Origin of the sequence: Paraburkholderia podalyriae (genome assembly GCF_014397785.1) — a bacterium.
Classification (GTDB): Bacteria; Pseudomonadota; Gammaproteobacteria; order Burkholderiales; family Burkholderiaceae; genus Paraburkholderia; species Paraburkholderia podalyriae.
In genome coordinates this window covers 57,135-72,699 of sequence record NZ_VZQQ01000034.1, presented here as the reverse complement: position 1 = coordinate 72,699, position 15,565 = coordinate 57,135, and the positions used below count along the sequence as shown (strand labels likewise).

At 65.5% G+C, this 15,565-nt stretch carries 13 protein-coding genes; 12 read left to right on the top strand and 1 reads right to left on the bottom strand.

Annotation, left to right across the window (positions count from 1 at the left end; genetic code table 11):
* The first annotated feature begins 401 nt into the window (after positions 1–401).
* The 6 genes from F6X42_RS29105 to F6X42_RS29080 all read left to right on the top strand — a co-directional run bounded on the left by F6X42_RS29105 (position 402) and on the right by F6X42_RS29080 (position 6,583).
* Positions 402–578 (top strand): hypothetical protein, encoded by a 177-nt coding sequence (locus tag F6X42_RS29105; protein WP_187637497.1) that lies wholly within the window; start codon positions 402–404, stop codon positions 576–578.
* A 304-nt stretch (positions 579–882) separates the two neighbouring features.
* Positions 883–2,007, top strand: coding sequence for an ATP-binding protein (locus tag F6X42_RS29100; RefSeq protein WP_187637496.1), 1,125 nt, complete (start codon positions 883–885; stop codon positions 2,005–2,007).
* A 187-nt stretch (positions 2,008–2,194) separates the two neighbouring features.
* Positions 2,195–3,538, top strand: coding sequence for an MFS transporter (locus tag F6X42_RS29095; RefSeq protein ID WP_187637495.1), 1,344 nt, complete (start codon positions 2,195–2,197; stop codon positions 3,536–3,538).
* A gap of 82 nt (positions 3,539–3,620) precedes the next feature.
* A complete protein-coding gene (locus F6X42_RS29090; protein WP_187637494.1) occupies positions 3,621–4,451 on the top strand; it encodes a phosphogluconate dehydrogenase C-terminal domain-containing protein in 831 nt (276 codons plus the stop codon).
* The gene (oiaK, locus tag F6X42_RS29085; protein ID WP_187637493.1) at positions 4,451–5,833 is read left to right on the top strand and encodes a 3-oxo-isoapionate kinase OiaK; all 1,383 of its coding nucleotides are present in this window, start codon (positions 4,451–4,453) and stop codon (positions 5,831–5,833) included. The genes F6X42_RS29090 and oiaK overlap by 1 nt, the downstream gene beginning before the upstream one ends.
* Before the next feature lie 42 nt (positions 5,834–5,875).
* On the top strand, positions 5,876–6,583 hold the full coding sequence (locus tag F6X42_RS29080) for a transcriptional regulator NanR (protein WP_187637492.1): 708 nt from the start codon (positions 5,876–5,878) through the stop codon (positions 6,581–6,583).
* Positions 6,584–6,604: 21 nt separating this feature from the next.
* On the opposite strand, the gene F6X42_RS29075 is transcribed toward F6X42_RS29080, so the two are convergent.
* On the bottom strand, positions 6,605–7,570 hold the full coding sequence (locus F6X42_RS29075) for a LysR substrate-binding domain-containing protein (RefSeq protein WP_187637491.1): 966 nt from the start codon (positions 7,568–7,570) through the stop codon (positions 6,605–6,607).
* A gap of 216 nt (positions 7,571–7,786) precedes the next feature.
* Between F6X42_RS29075 and F6X42_RS29070 the strand changes: the two genes are divergently transcribed.
* The 6 genes from F6X42_RS29070 to F6X42_RS29045 all read left to right on the top strand — a co-directional run bounded on the left by F6X42_RS29070 (position 7,787) and on the right by F6X42_RS29045 (position 15,545).
* Positions 7,787–8,815 carry an ABC transporter substrate-binding protein gene (locus F6X42_RS29070; RefSeq protein WP_187637490.1) on the top strand — a complete coding sequence of 343 codons (1,029 nt, stop codon included), beginning with the start codon at positions 7,787–7,789 and terminating at the stop codon, positions 8,813–8,815.
* Positions 8,816–8,830: 15 nt separating this feature from the next.
* Positions 8,831–11,302, top strand: a complete 2,472-nt coding sequence (locus tag F6X42_RS29065) for an ATP-binding cassette domain-containing protein (protein WP_187637489.1) — start codon at positions 8,831–8,833, stop codon at positions 11,300–11,302.
* Positions 11,299–12,327 (top strand): ABC transporter permease, encoded by a 1,029-nt coding sequence (locus F6X42_RS29060; RefSeq protein ID WP_187637488.1) that lies wholly within the window; start codon positions 11,299–11,301, stop codon positions 12,325–12,327. The genes F6X42_RS29065 and F6X42_RS29060 overlap by 4 nt, the downstream gene beginning before the upstream one ends.
* 24 nt (positions 12,328–12,351) lie before the next feature.
* Complete coding sequence (locus tag F6X42_RS29055) at positions 12,352–13,302, top strand: SMP-30/gluconolactonase/LRE family protein (RefSeq protein ID WP_187637487.1); 951 nt, start codon at positions 12,352–12,354, stop codon at positions 13,300–13,302.
* Positions 13,299–14,543, top strand: a complete 1,245-nt coding sequence (locus tag F6X42_RS29050; RefSeq protein ID WP_187637486.1) for a ribulose-bisphosphate carboxylase large subunit family protein — start codon at positions 13,299–13,301, stop codon at positions 14,541–14,543. Before F6X42_RS29055 ends, F6X42_RS29050 begins: the two co-directional genes overlap by 4 nt.
* 66 nt (positions 14,544–14,609) lie before the next feature.
* Complete coding sequence (locus F6X42_RS29045; protein WP_187637485.1) at positions 14,610–15,545, top strand: D-ribose ABC transporter substrate-binding protein; 936 nt, start codon at positions 14,610–14,612, stop codon at positions 15,543–15,545.
* The last annotated feature ends 20 nt before the right edge of the window (positions 15,546–15,565 follow it).

The window sequence follows — 15,565 nt, the reverse complement described above, 5'->3', positions numbered from 1 at the left end:
GCGCGGGCCAGCGGATTTCATAGGGGGCCGTAGCCTATTGGGCTGCAACAAGCCCGGATATAGAGCAGCAGCCCATCCTGTCTGTCACACAAGCGAGAACTAGCGCAAAGGGACGCGTTCATATAGAACTGATGGTGTGTCGCTCGCCGGACACACCGACACGTCCAATACTTGCTGATTCGCATTAAAATATCATCATGTGATGGAAGTTTTTGCTAGGGACGCATCACGGAGTAAGCCTGCGACTCAGGAGCACTTATAGGCGATTTTCTGGCGAGATCCCGGCTCGGTCGCAGCCCGATTTCGGCATAAATTTTGCATGACTTACGCATTGGGTCCGAAAGGATGGATGCGCTTCGGCGATCCGTCAAAGAACGCAGACCCTTCAATAGGAGACGATGATGAATCATCCTGAAAATAGCCACCCGCAGGAGGTCATCAAAGAGGACGTGGATGCATTGAGCGGGATTTATACACCGTCCTATCAGTTGCTCATGCACGAGCCAACTGTGTTGCTGGCCGGCAATCCCTACGACAGAACTGACGTCGCGACCGCGGCGATTCTGGGCTACAACTGACAGCGGCGCATCCCGTTGATTTGAAGTTGGGCAGGGTTGAATAACACGCGCGTTTTCACGGGCGGAGCCATCGTTCGGGCGTTGGCAGAAGATAGCGCCGCGCAACTTACTACCCAGGCCGCGCGGGCATGCGTGCTGCGCACAAGCTACGCATCATCGCCGCAGACCGCAACGGCACGGGCTGAACGACGATGTTGCTCAGCAACGGCTACCGGTGGCTGTTCGCCCCTGCGGTCGACCATTTACGTGTCGAGGTGCCGACGGTATCATGAGGTATCATCAGTTTTAATACTTTTCATTTTTGATGAAACCACATGAAACGCTGGAGCCGGACCCATGGCATTTCGCCCGGCCCGAACTCGCCGAAGCCTATCTTCAGGCCTTCAGCCTGAAGCTCTCATCGGCGCGCGGTCTGTTTGCGCGCCGGCGCATGGGCAAGACGGAGTTTCTGCGGCGTGACCTGCTGCCGGCGGCACTCGAGCGCGGGTACCTCGTGGCCTATACGAACCTGTGGGATAACCGCTCTTCGCCGGACGCCGCGCTCATCGCCGCACTGACAGAGGCAATCGCGCCGCAAGGGGTCAAGGCGGTGCTCACGAAAATCGGCAAGCCGGTCCGCAAGTTCAAGGCAAGCGCGAAGGTCCCAGGCGTGGAAGGCTCGCTGGAGACGGAACTCGGGTCGGCCGACGCGGACAGCGCGACCGCGCTGCGCGCGGTGCTCCGCCAGCTCGACAAGCAGAAAAGGTCGCTGCTTCTCGTCATCGACGAGGCGCAGGTTCTCGCGCGCGCAGACCACGGTGATTTCGCGCATGCGCTGCGTGCGGCGCTCGACATCCGCAAGGACCGCATCAAGGTGATATTCGCGGGTAGCTCTGAGACAACACTGCGCGAGATGTTTGCGCGCGCGTCCGAACCGTTCTACAACTGGGCTGCACTCGAGCCGTTCCCGCTGCTGGGAGACGAATTCGTCGCCTTCACCATCAAGTTGATGAACAGCATGGCGCGTCAACGGCTGACGCTTGAGCAGGGCAAGCTCGCGTTCGACGAACTGCATCGTACGCCTGAATTTTTCAAGCGCTTTGTCGAGCGATACATGCTCTACCAGCCGCACGGCAATGAAGCCGCGCTTGCCCATACCAAAGCGTCCGTCTTCTCGGATGACCATTTTCTGCGGCAATGGAGCGAGTTGAATCTGGCGGACCAGGCGGTGATCACCATGCTCGCGCGTGGCGAAACGGACCTGCACGGCGCGGCGGGCCTCGCGCGGCTGTCCGCGGCAACCGGTAAGTCCGCCACGAAAAACACGGCCGCCCAGGCGCTGCGGCGACTGCAATCGCAGAGCTTCGTCACGCGGCTCGCCGTCGGCGATTACCGTATCGAAGACGAAGCCTTCGCGGAATGGGTACGCCGCCGGAAAAAAACGTCGTAGCCGATAGCGGCGGCCGTTGTCGACCGAAAAAGTGCCATGCGCTGCGGGTTGGCTCCGCTGGGATTTTTAGTCACCGCCCTGTGAGAAAAAATCGCAGTGACCCGGTGTTTACGCCTATGTCGTCGCGCCCGCTCACGATGGTCTACTCATCACACCAGTTTGACCATCCAGCCCAGCGGGAGGACACGTGAGCGTTGCAGATCCGGCGGCCGTCGAACGGTCGGCCATTCGAAAAGTGTCGTGGCGACTCGTACCGTTCGTCGCCCTGATGTTCTTCATCAACTTTCTCGACCGGACCGCGATCTCGTTCGCCGGACCCAACGGGATGAGCAAGGATCTCGGCCTGAGTGCTGCGCAGTTCGGTCTCGCGGCGGGCGTGTTCTTCATCGGCTATATCGTGCTGGAGATTCCCAGCAACCTCGCGCTGCACAAGTTCGGCGCCCGGCGCTGGCTCGCCCGCATCATGGTGACGTGGGGCATCGTGTCGTTGCTGTTCACATGGGTCAGCAGCGTGAACGGTCTGTATGCGCTGCGCTTTCTGCTCGGCGTGGCCGAAGCGGGCTTTTTCCCGGGCGCGATCCTGTTCCTGAGCATGTGGGTGCCGGCCAGGCACCGCAGCCATATCCTCGCGCTGTTCTATCTCGCCCAGCCGCTGACGATCGTGATCGGCGCGCCGGTCGCGGCCTTGCTGATCGATGCACACGGTCTGTTCGGACTGGCCGGCTGGCGCATCATGTTCTTCGGCGTCGCGATCCCCGCGATTCTGATTGGCGTGCTCGCGTGGTTCTATCTGACCGACAAGCCGTCGCAGGCTAGCTGGCTGAGCGCCGCCGAGCGCGACTGGCTCAGCACGGAACTCGAAGCCGAGGAACAGCAGAAAGGCGCAAGAGCCGCGCTCGCGCGGCACGGCAGTCCGCTCGCCGCGCTGACCGACGGCCGCGTGTGGATGTTCTCGCTGATGTACTTCGGCCTGATCTACGGCCTGTATGCGCTGGCGTTCTTCCTGCCGACCATCATCGGCGGCTTCGAGACGCGCTTCGGCACGCACTTCAACGTGTTCCAGAAGGGCTTGATCACCGCGATTCCGTATCTGCCGGCGGCGTTCGTGCTGTTCCTGTGGAGCCGTGACGCGACCCGGCGCGGCGTGCGCTCGTGGCACATCTCGCTGCCGTCGCTGATCGGCGCCGTGAGCGTGCCGCTCGCGCTGCAGATGGGCTCGCCGAGCGCGAGCATCGCGGTCATCACCGTCACGGCGTGTGCGATTTTCGCGGCGCTGCCGAATTTCTGGGCGTTGCCCGCGCGCTTCCTGTCCGGTGCGGCGGCCGCAGCCGGCATCGCGCTGATCAATACGGTCGGCAACGTCGCGGGCTTTGTCGCGCCGTACGTCACGGGCGTCGCGAAGGACGCGAGCGGCTCGTATCAACTGCCGATGCTGATCGTCGGCGCGATGATGCTGATGTCCGCCGTGCTCGCGCTGGCGATCGGCCGCACGCGTACCCGCGCGTCGCTCGAGCCGGCGCAAGCGCACTGACGTTGCACCCATCGAGATTCGCCGATCCACGTTGCCGGGGCCACGCGTTCCGGCTTGCATCGACTGCTGAAGGAGAGCTGGCATGAAGGAGAAAATCGCATTGTTTGGCGCTGGCGGGAAGATGGGCGTGCGCCTGTCGAGTAACCTGCTGAAGTCGGACTACCGTGTCGCGCACGTCGAGCCGGGCACGGCGGGGCAGAGGCGTCTGAAGGACGAACTCGGCATCGACGTGGTTGCGGCGGACGCCGCGCTGGACGGCGCCGACGTCGTGATTCTCGCGGTGCCCGACACGCTGATTGGCAAGCTGAGCCATGAAATCGCGCCGAAGCTGCGCCCCGGCACGATGGTGATGACGCTGGACGCGGCCGCGCCGTTCGCCGGCCATCTGCCGGATCGCAAGGATCTGACGTACTTCGTCGCTCATCCGTGCCATCCGATCATCTTCAATTACGACACCGACGAGAAGTCGCTGCACGACCACTTCGGTGGCGCGCACGCGAAGCAGTCGGTCGTCAGCGCGCTGATGCAAGGCCCGGAGGAGGCGTTCGATCTCGGCGAAGCGGTCGCGAAGGTGATCTACGCGCCGATTCTGCGTTCGTATCGCTTGAGCGTCGATCAGATGGCGATTCTCGAACCCGGTCTGTCGGAAACGATTTGCGCGACGCTGCTGCACGTGATGCGCGAGGCGATGGATGAAACCGTGAAACGCGGCGTGCCCGAGCAGGCCGCGCGCGACTTCCTGCTCGGCCATATGAACATTCTGGCCGCGGTGATCTTCAACGAGATTCCCGGCGCGTTCTCCGATGCATGCAACAAGGCGATCGAGTTCGGCAAACCGCGTCTGATGCGCGATGACTGGAAGAACGTGTTCGACCGCGCCGAGATCGCCGACAGCATTCGCCGCATCACGTGATGAGCGAAGGCACCGACGCCCGCTGGCCGGACGGCCTGCTGCTCGCCTACTACGGCGACGATTTCACCGGCTCGACCGACGCGATGGAAGCCATGAGCGCTGCCGGCGTGCCCACGCTGCTGTGCTTCGAGGTTCCGACGCCCGAGCTGCTCGCGCGCTTTCCCGGCGTGCGCTGCGTGGGGCTCGCGGGATCGTCGCGCGGGCGCAGCCTGCAATGGATGGACGACGAGTTGCCGCGCGCGTTCGCGAGCCTCGCCGCGCTCGGTGCGCCGATCCTGCAATACAAGGTGTGCTCGACGTTCGATTCGTCGCCGGAAACCGGCTCGATCGGGCGCGCGATCGATATCGGCGTGCGGCAGATGCCGGGCAGGTGGTCGCCGATGGTGGTCGGCGCGCCGCGTCTGAAGCGCTATCAGGCGTTCGGCAACCTGTTCGCGGCGGTCGACGGCACCGGCTATCGGCTCGATCGTCATCCGACGATGTCGCGCCATCCGGTCACGCCGATGAACGAAGCGGACCTGCGCGTGCATCTGGCGCGGCAGACGCCACGCGAGATCGGACTGATCGACTTCGTGCAACTCGCGTCGCCCGATGCCGCCGCCAGGCTGCACACGCTGCAGCGCGACGATCCACCGGTCGTGCTGATCGACGTGCTCGACGAAGCGTCGCTCGCCGCCGCCGGACGGCTCGTCTGGGAGCAGCGCGGCGCGGGCGTGTTCAGTGCGTCGTCGTCGGGCTTGCAGTATGCGTTGACTGCGCACTGGCGCGCGCTCGGACTCGTGCCCGCATCGCCGAGTCTGCCAGTGGCCGGTCCCGTCGAAGCGATCGCCGCGGTCAGCGGCAGCTGCTCGCCGGTGACGGCCGGGCAGATCCGCTGGGCGCGTGACAACGGCTTTCGAGTCGAGCGGCTCGATCTGCGGCGTGCGCTGGACGCGGACACGCGCGAGGCCGAAGTCGAGCGCGCGGTGCAGGTGAGCATCGACGCGCTATCGCGCGCTCAGAGTTCGCTCGTGTTCAGCGCGGAAGGCCCGGACGACCCGGACGTGCTCGGTTTCGACGACATCGCCGCGCGCGCGCGGCTCACCCGCGCGCAGGCCGCGCGCCGCGTCGGCGAGGCGCTCGCCGACGTGATGCTGCGCACGCTCGAACGCACGGCGGTGCCGCGCGTGGTGGTGGCGGGTGGCGACAGCTCGGGCGAAGTGGCGAGCCGGCTCGGCATCGCGGCACTGAGCGTCGCCGCGGGCATGGCGCCCGGCTCGCCGCTGTGCCGCGCATGGTCGGACGATCCGGCGCGCGATGGCCTCGAAATCGCGCTGAAGGGCGGTCAGGTCGGCGCGGCGTCGTTCTTCGGCTCGGTGCGCGCGGGGCGGCTTCTGGAATAATGTCGGTTTATTCGACGCGAGTCATTGACGCGAGCAACAGGAATGGCCGAAACGATTCAGCGGCGCAAGCTATATCAGGAAGTGCTGGACCGGCTGATGGAGCGCATCCAGTCGGGCCAGGTCGCGCCCGGCGAGCAACTGCCCTCGGAGCGCGAGCTGATGGAAACCTACGGCGTGGGCCGGCCGGCTATCCGCGAGGCGCTGCAAACGCTCGAACGCGCGGGCATCGTCGAAATCGCGCATGGCGAGCGCGCGCGGGTCGTCGTTCCGACCGCGCAAAGCCTGATCGCGCAGATCGCGGTCGGCACGATGCATCTGCTGCGCACGCAGCCGGACATGCTCGATCACTTGAAATCAGCGCGGCTCTTTCTCGAAACCGGCACGGCCAGGATGGCCGCCGGGTGCGCGAGCGACGCCGATATCGAACGCCTGCGCGCGAAGGTGCGGGAACAACGCGCGGCGCTCGCGGACCGCGATGCGTTTGTCGATTGCGATATGGCGTTTCATCGTGAGATCGCGTCGATTACCGGTAATCCGATCTATCCGTCCATCGTCGAATCGATTTTCCGCTGGGCCGCTGAATACTACCGGCCGATGGTGCGCGCGCCCGGCGCCGAGCAACTGACGCTCGCGGAGCACGAACGTATCGTCGAGGCCATCGCGCGCCATGACGGCGAGGCCGCCGCGCAGGCGATGCACGCCCATCTGAGCCGCGCGAACGCGTTATACGGCAAGCTGATCCTGTCGTAACGCGGCGCGCTCAGCGCCGCGCTAATCTGACGCTCGACCGGCCACGTGCCAGTGCGCCTCGCCTCGCGCGTCAGCGTTGTCTGTCGTCGCCAGAAACGCGGTCATCTCTTTCAGACTTTCGTTCATCTCCGCAATCAGCCATTGCTCCAGTTGCTTGACCTCCGCGTGCGCGCGCAGATGCGGCGCGACCCATAGCACCAGCTGACGCGGCCCACGGACGAAGCCGAACGGCGCGCACAACTTGCCCGAGATCAGGTCGTTCATCACCAGCATCTGCGGCACGAGCGCGATGCCGAGGCCGCACACGGCCGCCTGAATCAGCAGATAAAAGTGATCGTAAGCGCCGGCCGCTTCCTGCGGCATCGCATCGAGTCCGGTCGCGCTGAACCAGTCGGACCACGCTTCCGGGCGCGTCCTCGTCGACAGCAGCGCCGCGCGTTCGAGATCACGCGGGGTCGCGAGGCCATGCTCCTGCGCATACGCGGGCGAGCAGACCGGGCCGATCCACTCGTCCATCAATTGGCGCGTGAGCGCGTCTTTCGGCGGTTCGATCGTGTTCGCGCGGATCGCCACGCTGATCTTGTCACGCACGAAATCGATCTGGTCGTAGTTCATGTTGAACTGCAATTCGGTCTGCGGATAACGCTGATGAAAGCCCGCAATGCGCGGAATCAGCCAGTACATCATCACCGACGTCGAGCACGACAGCGTCAGCGGCTCGGGCTTCAACTGCTCGATGCTCGCATCGATCAGGTTGAACGCGGCGCTCAGCCCCTCGGCGAAGCGCGCGCCTTCGGGTGTCGGATCGGATGCTTGCGCGGAGCGCACGATCAGCGTGAGGCCGAGCGTTTCTTCCAGCGTTTTGATCTGCCGGCTGATCGCGCCGTGCGTCACGCACAGCTCGTGCGCGGCGAGCGTCATGCTGCGCAGCCGGGCAACGGCTTCGAATGCGCGCAACGCGTTCAGGGAGGGGCGCGGGGTGTGCATGAATGTCTCCTTGTCCGTCGAGGAAAGCCCTGTCGGCACGGAACCCGAGTACGGGTTTTCTCTGTCGCGTATGAGATTTTCTCACAGCTTGCCGAGAACAAATCGATTGTCCCACCGTTCCCGCGTGACTAAAGTGCATTCACAAACAAGACGAATGCACACATTCGAACAGTTCTCGCCGGGCATCGCCGACGGATCGAAAATCAGGAGACAGACATGCAACTCAGAACGCTCGCCGCCTCGCTCGGCGCACTCGCGCTCGTGTCAACGCTCGCGCCGAACGCCGTCGCGTCACCGGACAAACCGGTGATCGCGCTGGCCAATGCGTACTATGGCAACACCTGGCGGCATCAGATGGTCGACTCGTTCGACGCGGCCGCGAAGCAGGCGAAACAGGAAGGCAAGATCGCCGACTACATCGTCGTCAACGGCGACGGCTCGGTCGCGCAGCAGAACAGTCAGATCGCCGAACTGATTCTCAAGAAAGTCGATGCGATCGCCGTCGACGCGGCCTCCGAGACCGCGGTGAACGGGATGATCCAGAAGGCCTGTCAGGCCGGCATCAAGGTCGTGTCGTTCGACTCGGTCGCAAGCTCGCCGTGCAACTACCAACTGAACTTCGACTTCACCGGCTACAAGAAGCAGGAAGCCGAGTGGGTGATGAAAAAGATCGGCGGCAAGGGCAACGTGATCCAGGTGCGCGGCGTGAAGGGCTCGGCACCGGACAACGACATGTACAACGCGCAGGTCGAGGTGCTGAAGCACTATCCGGGCGTCAAGGTCGTCGCGACCGTGTACGGGCAGGCGACCGCTTCGGTCGCGCAGTCGGCGATCGCCAACGTGCTGCCGAGTCTGCCGCACGTCGATGCGGTGCTCGGCCAGGGCGGCAGTGACGACTTCGGCATCGCCCAGGCGTTCGAGCAGTACGGCGGCCAGTATCGCGACAAGATGCCGGTGATCGAAGGCGGCGGCAGCACCGACTTCATCAAATGGTGGGACGCGCAGAACAGGAAGAACGGCTACACGACGATCTCGATGAACACGACGCCCGGCATCGGCGCGGCGGCGTTCTATCTGAGCCTGTCGCTCGTGAAGGGCGCGCAGCCGCCGAAGAAGATGATCATGCCGGTGGCCACCGTCACCCAGGACAACCTGAAGGACTTCGTGAACAGCCCGTCGGGGATGATCATCAGCCCCACTTACACCCAGATCTGGGTCGACAAGAATCTGCTGGCCAGCAAGTAACGCGGAGCAAGCGTGATGAACCGCGAAGACACGGTGCAGTTGCAGAACCGCGCGCGGCTCATCGTCCGCGCCAGCAATCTGACCAAGGTTTATGGGCCGACGCGCGCCAACGACGACATTTCGCTCGCGGTGAGCTGCGGTGACGTGATCGGCCTGGTCGGCGGCAACGGCGCCGGCAAGAGCACGCTGATGCGCATGCTGTGCGGCACCACGCCGCCCGACTCGGGCACGATCGACTTCGGCGACGAAGCGTCGGCGGGCGGCGCCTACGATGCGGGAATCGCGCAGCAGCGCGGGATTCGCATCGTGCATCAGGAGCTGTCGCTGTGCTCGAACCTGACGGTGGCGGAGAACTTCTATCTGGAAGCGCCCGAAGCGGCGAAGCCGCGGCCCGGCTGGCGCCGCGTCTATCGTGAGCGGGCGCGCGCCGCGCTCGACGCGGTGTTCCCCGGCCACGGCATCGACGTGGACGCCGAAGCGGGGCAACTGCCGATCGGCGAGCGGCAGATGGTCGAGATCGCCCGCACGGTCGCCGCGCCTCACGTGAAGCTCGTGATCCTCGACGAGCCGACCTCTTCGCTCGGACTGGAGCGCAGCCGGCAACTGCGGGCATTCGTACATGCGAAGGCGGTCGAAGGGCTCGCGTTTATTTTTATCAGCCACAAGCTGCACGAAATCGTCGACGTCGCGACGCGCGTGGTGCTGTTGCGCAATGGCCGGCTCGAATGGCAAGGCCCTGTCGCCGATGCATCGGTGCCGGTGCTGATGCGCTTGATGGGCGGCGAAGCCGCCGCCGCGCTGCGCGAGGCGAGCGACGCGCAGGCCGCTGAGGGCACCACGGGTACGACCGGCGATGTCTGCCTGCGCCTCGCCGGCGGCGCGGCCGGCAGCAACACGATCGCGCTGCGTCGCGGCCAGATCGTCGGGCTCGCGGGTCTCGAAGGCAGCGGCCAGAAAGAGGTGTTGCACCAGATTTTCGCGGCCGCGCGACGCGATGCGCTGAAGGTCGAGCGCATCGGCGCGGTCAGCTTCGTGTCGGGCGACCGCCAGCGCGAGGGCGTGTTTCCGCTATGGACGGTGCTCTCCAACATTTCGATCGGCAGTCTTGCGGCGGGCTCGCCGTTTCGCCTCGTCACGCCGGCGGGCGAGCGCGACATCGCAGCTAACGCCGCGGCGCAGTTGCGGCTGGACGCGAGCCGTCTCGCGTCGGGCATCCTCGATCTGAGCGGCGGCAATCAGCAAAAGGCGCTGATGGCCCGCGCGCTGGTGTCCGACGCACCGATCGTGCTGCTCGACGATCCGACACGCGGTGTCGACGTCGCGGCCAAGCGCGACTTCTACCGGCTCGTCGCCGAGGTCGCGCGCTCTGGCCGGCTGGTGCTGTGGCACTCGACCGAAGACCTCGAGTTTCTCGAATGCGACCGGGTGCTGGTGTTCGCCGGCGGCCGCGTGGTGCGCGAGCTGGACGGCACGGCCATCAGCGAACAGGCGATCGTCGATGCATCGTTCGTGCAGCCGTCCGGCACGGCCGCCGCGTCCGCCACCTCGCGCGTGGGGACTGGCGCGCTCGCTCGCCGCGTCGTGCAGATGGCGCCGTTCATCAGTCTCGCGATCGTATTCGCCGCGATGATGCTCGCGAACCCGGCCACCGCCGGTGTGTTCGGCCTCGATCTGCTGCTCGGCCCGGCGTTGCCGCTGGTGCTGGTCGCGCTCGGGCAGATGTTCGTGGTCGGCGGCAGCGAGATCGACCTCGGCGCGGGCGCGTTCGCGGGGCTCGTGAATGTATTGAGCGCGACGCTGCTGTTCGACCAGCCGGCGCTCGGCGTGGTCAGCCTCGTCGCCGCGATGGCGACCTACAGCGCGCTCGGCTGGCTGATTCAGGCGCGGCGGATTCCGGCCATCGTGATCACGCTCGGTGCGTCGTTCATCTGGATGGGTATCGGCCACACGCTGCAACCGACGCCGGGCGGTGCGAGCCCTGAGTGGCTGTCGGCGCTGTTCACGTGGCAGGTGCCGGGCGTGCCGACTTCGCTGGTGCTGATCGTCGTCGCCGGTCTCGCCGCCTGGATGCTCGATCGCTCGCCGCTGGGCGTCACGCTGCGGGCGTTCGGCAACAACCCGGTCGCGATGGCGCGTGCCGGCTGGTCCGCGCCGCGCTATGCGGCGGTGCGTTACGTGCTCGCCGCCGCCTTCATCGTCACCGCGGGCCTCGCGCTCACCGCGATCAACACCGCGAGCGACGTCAATGCCGGGTCGAGCTATACGCTGCTCGGCGTCGCGGGTGTCGTGATCGGCGGCTGCAGCCTGGTGGGCGGACGCATTTCGCCAGCCGGCGTGGTGGCCGGCTCGGTCGCGCTCGCACTGATCGGCGCGCTGCTCGGCACGCTGAACGTCAGCTCCGATTTCAACGCGGCGGTGCAGGGTGCGCTGCTGGTCGTGATTCTCGCGCTGCGTGCGCTGGTCAGCCGGAACGGGAGTGAAGAATGAAGCGCTCGACTTCGACACAACTGGCGGAGTGGACCGCGCGCAACCGCTGGGCATGGGCCGCGCTTGCCGTCGTGCTGCTGTGGCTGACGCTGTCGGTCGTGACCAGAAATTTCAGCGTCAGCTCGCTGTCGGGCGTCGCGGTGTCGAGTTCCTTTCTCGCGCTGTGCGCGCTCGGCCAGATGGCGGTGGTGACCACTGGGCGCGGCAACATCGATCTGTCGATTGCGAGCGTGATGACGCTGTCCGCCTATCTCGCGCTGATCGTGATGGGCGGCAGCGACGCGCAGCTGCCGGTCGGCGTCGCGGCGACGCTCGGACTCGGTCTCGCGGTGGGCGCCGTGAACGCGGCGCTGGTCGTGCTATGCCGGATTCCCGCGATCATCGCGACGCTGGCCACCGGCTATATCCTCGCGACCGCGACGCTGCTCGCCAATCGCGCGATCCCCGGCTTCAAGGTCGCGCCCGCGATTCACTTCATCGCGACAGGCCGGATCGGCGCGATGCCGGTGATCGTGCTGGTCGCGATCGGCGTGACCGCGCTGTTTTGCGTGACCCTCAGATACACCGCGTACGGCCGCACGTTGTCCGCGGTCGGACAGAACGTGCGCGCCGCGCGGCTCGCCGGCGTACGCACGGCGCGGGTGACCGCGAGCGCGTTCTTGACCAGTTCGGTGCTGGCCGCGGTGGCGGGTCTGCTGCTGGGCGGCTATGTGGGCGGCGCGTTCCTCGAAATGGGCCAGCCTTATCTGTTGCAATCGCTCGGCGCGGTGGTGCTCGGCGGCACGCTGATCTTCGGCGGCTCGGCGACGCCGCTCGGCACGCTGATCGGCAGCATGCTGCTGGTGCTGGTCGTCACGACGATGCAGATCGCGGGTCTGCCGCCTGGCATCCAGGATGTGGTGCAGGGCGTCGTGATCATTACCGTGCTCGCGCTGGCGGGTGGCGGCGCGCTGCGCCGCTCGATCCGCAAAGCCCGCTCGGCCACGCCGCCGGCGAGTGGCGGCGTGACGCGTCCGGCGGCGTGAGCGGCACAACGGAGCGTTCAGGCTATGTCAGAGCGTGACTTTGTCGAATTCGACGAACGCTTCAGCCGCTGCGTGCGGCGCAGCGAGAACGTGCATCAGCTATACAGCGGCTGCCGTTGGGCTGAAGGACCGGTGTACGTGCCGGCGGGCCGCTATCTGCTGTGGAGCGATATTCCGAATGATCGGGTGTTGCGCTGGGACGAAACCGACGGCAGCGTCAGCGTATTCGTCACGCCAGCGCGCTATGCGAACGGCCACACGCTCGATCGCGAAGGGCGTGTGCTGCGCTGCGAACACGGCTCGCGCTCGCTCACACGCACCGAGCACGACGGTAGTGTGACGACGCTCGCGTCTCACTGTCAGGGCAAGCGGCTGAACAGCCCGAACGACGTGGTCGTGAAGTCGGACGGTTCGATCTGGTTCTCCGATCCGGCCTACGGCATCGACGACGATTTCGAAGGCCATGCCGCGCCGTCGGAAATCGGCGCGTGCCACGTGTACCGGATCGACGCGCACAGTGGCGAATGCGCGATCGTCGCCGATGACTTCATCCGCCCGAACGGGCTCGCGTTCAGCCCGGACGAAGAGCGGCTGTATATCGTCGACAGCGGCGTCACCCATGTGAAGGACGGTCCGCGTCATATCCGCGCTTTCGATGTGAGTGGGCACGCGCTGCGCGGCGGTGAGGTGTTCGCCAGCTGCACGAACGGCATGTTCGACGGATTGCGCGTCGATAGCGCGGGGCGGCTGTGGGCAGGCGCGGCGGACGGCGTGCATTGCTACCACCCGGACGGCACGCTGCTCGGCAAGATTCTCACGCCCGAACCCGTCGCGAACGTCGCGTTCGGCGGCCCGCAACACAATCAGCTTTTCATTTGCGCGACCACCTCGCTTTATGCGGTCAGGCTGCCTGTCACCGGGGCACGCAGACCCGCCGCTCCATCCGAACACGAATCATCAAGGAGCACATCGTGACCGAACGCATCCACGCGACCTACTGGCTGGAAACCGGCGTCGACCCGCAACAGGCCGCCGACGTGATCGCCGGCGAGCAGTCGAGCGGCACCTTTGTCGCGCTGCCCAACGAAACGCCGGAACTGAAAGCGCGCGCCGGGGCTCGGGTAGAGCGCCTGCAGGAGCTCGGTCACAGCGACACGCCCGGTCTGCCCGGTGGCGTGCAGGCGAAACGCTATACACAGTGCTTGCTCGAGTTGTCGTGGCCGATCGAAAACGTCGGCGCATCGCTGCCGAACCTGATGTCGACGATCGCCGGCAACCTGTTCGAGCTGCGCCAGGTGTCGGGCTTGCGGCTCAAGGATCTGCAACTGCCGGCGTCGTTCGCTGCCGCCTATCCGGGGCCCGCGTTCGGTATCGACGGCACTCGCCGGCTGTCGGGGGTCACGCGCGGCCCGCTGATCGGCACGATCATCAAGCCGAGCGTGGGCTTGTCGCCGCAGGAAACCGCCGAGCAGGTGAAGCAGCTGGTCGCGGGCGGCATCGATTTCATCAAGGACGACGAACTGCAGGGCGATGGTCCGCATTGCCCGTTCGACGAGCGCGTGCGCGCGGTGATGCGGGTCGTCAACGAGCACGCGGAGCGAACCGGCAAGAAGGTGATGGTTGCGTTCAACCTGACCGGCGAGCTCGACCAGATGAAGCGCCGTCACGATCTCGTGCTGGCCGAAGGCGGCACCTGCGTGATGGCGGTGCTCAATTCGATCGGCCTCGTCGGGCTGCACGAATTGCGACGTCATAGCCAGTTGCCGATTCATGCGCATCGCGCGGGCTGGGGTTATCTGACCCGATGTGAAGCGTTGGGATGGGACTACGCGCCATGGCAAAAGCTATGGCGTCTGGCGGGCGCCGATCATTTGCACGTGAACGGCCTGCGCAACAAGTTCAGCGAATCGGACGATAGCGTGATCGCGGCCGCTCGCGCGGTGCTCGCGCCGGCGCTGGACGCAGCGCCGATGCGCGCGATGCCGGTGTTCAGTTCGGGGCAGACCGGATTGCAAGCGGCGAACACGTATGCGGCAATCGGCTGCGCGGATCTGATCCATACGGCGGGTGGCGGCATCTTCGGTCATCCACACGGCGTGGCCGCGGGCGTCGAGGCATTGCGCGAAGCGTGGATCGCGGCGATGGAAGGCGTGCCGCTCGAGCGTCATGCCGAGCGCAGCCGCGCGCTGGCGGGTGCGCTGGAATTCTGGAAGTGAGCAGATGAGCAAGATGCAGTGCTTGATGTAGCTGTACCCGATAACGAAGTACACAGGAGACAGACCATGAAAGCATCGAAGCGGTTGTTCGCTCTGGCGTTGGTTGCGCTGGCGGTCGTCGGTACGACGAGCGCGCAGGCGGCCGGCCTGATCGCCATCATCACGCCGTCGCACGACAATCCGTTCTTCAAGGCCGAAGCCGATACCGCGGATGCCCGCGCGAAGGCGCTCGGCTACAGCACCATCGTGCTGGTTCATGACGACGACGCGAACAAGCAGTCGCAACTCGTCGACACCGCGATTGCGCGCGGCGCGAAGGCGATCGTGCTCGACAACGCCGGTTCCGAGGCGTCGATCTCGGCGGTCAGGAAAGCGAAGGACGCAGGTATTCCGGCTTTCCTGATCGACCGCGAAATCAACGCGACCGGCATCGCGGTCGCGCAGATCGTGTCGAACAACTATCAGGGCGCGCAACTTGGCGGCCGCGCGTTCGTCAAGGCCTTGGGCGAGAAGGGCAACTACGTCGAACTGGTCGGACGCGAGTCCGATATCAACGCGGGCATCCGCTCGAAGGGCTATCACGACGTGATCGATCAGTTCCCGAACCTGAAGATGGTCGAGCGGCAATCGGCGAACTGGAGCCAAACGGAAGCGTACCGGGTGATGGAAACGATTCTGCAGAGCCATCCGGACATCAAGGGCGTGATCGCCGGCAACGACACGATGGCGATGGGCGCATCGGCGGCACTGAAGGCGGCCAGGCGGCCGGACGTGATCGTGGTCGGCTTCGACGGCAGCAATGACGTGCGCGACGCGATCAAGCGCGACGAAATCCGCGCGACCGTGCTGCAACCGGCCGCGCTGGCCGCCAACGAAGCGGTCGAACAGGCGGACAAGTATCTGAAAACGGGCGCGACCGGCAAGCCCGAAAAGCAGCTGATCAACTGCACGCTGATCACCAAGGCGAACGCCGGTAAGCTCGACCTGTTCGCGCTGCGCTGATCGCGGAGCGCCGTGAGGAT

Excerpts from the sequence above, each read along its gene's own strand:
- F6X42_RS29100 (WP_187637496.1), top strand. The coding sequence starts at position 883 with ATGAAACCACATGAAACGCTGGAGCCGGACCCATGGCATTTCGCCCGG.
- F6X42_RS29075 (WP_187637491.1), bottom strand. The coding sequence starts at position 7,570 with ATGCACACCCCGCGCCCCTCCCTGAACGCGTTGCGCGCATTCGAAGCC.
- F6X42_RS29090 (WP_187637494.1), top strand. The coding sequence starts at position 3,621 with ATGAAGGAGAAAATCGCATTGTTTGGCGCTGGCGGGAAGATGGGCGTG.
- F6X42_RS29105 (WP_187637497.1), top strand. The coding sequence starts at position 402 with ATGAATCATCCTGAAAATAGCCACCCGCAGGAGGTCATCAAAGAGGAC.
- F6X42_RS29055 (WP_187637487.1), top strand. The coding sequence starts at position 12,352 with ATGTCAGAGCGTGACTTTGTCGAATTCGACGAACGCTTCAGCCGCTGC.
- oiaK (WP_187637493.1), top strand. The coding sequence starts at position 4,451 with ATGAGCGAAGGCACCGACGCCCGCTGGCCGGACGGCCTGCTGCTCGCC.
- F6X42_RS29045 (WP_187637485.1), top strand. The coding sequence starts at position 14,610 with ATGAAAGCATCGAAGCGGTTGTTCGCTCTGGCGTTGGTTGCGCTGGCG.
- F6X42_RS29060 (WP_187637488.1), top strand. The coding sequence starts at position 11,299 with ATGAAGCGCTCGACTTCGACACAACTGGCGGAGTGGACCGCGCGCAAC.
- F6X42_RS29080 (WP_187637492.1), top strand. The coding sequence starts at position 5,876 with ATGGCCGAAACGATTCAGCGGCGCAAGCTATATCAGGAAGTGCTGGAC.
- F6X42_RS29065 (WP_187637489.1), top strand. The coding sequence starts at position 8,831 with ATGAACCGCGAAGACACGGTGCAGTTGCAGAACCGCGCGCGGCTCATC.
- F6X42_RS29070 (WP_187637490.1), top strand. The coding sequence starts at position 7,787 with ATGCAACTCAGAACGCTCGCCGCCTCGCTCGGCGCACTCGCGCTCGTG.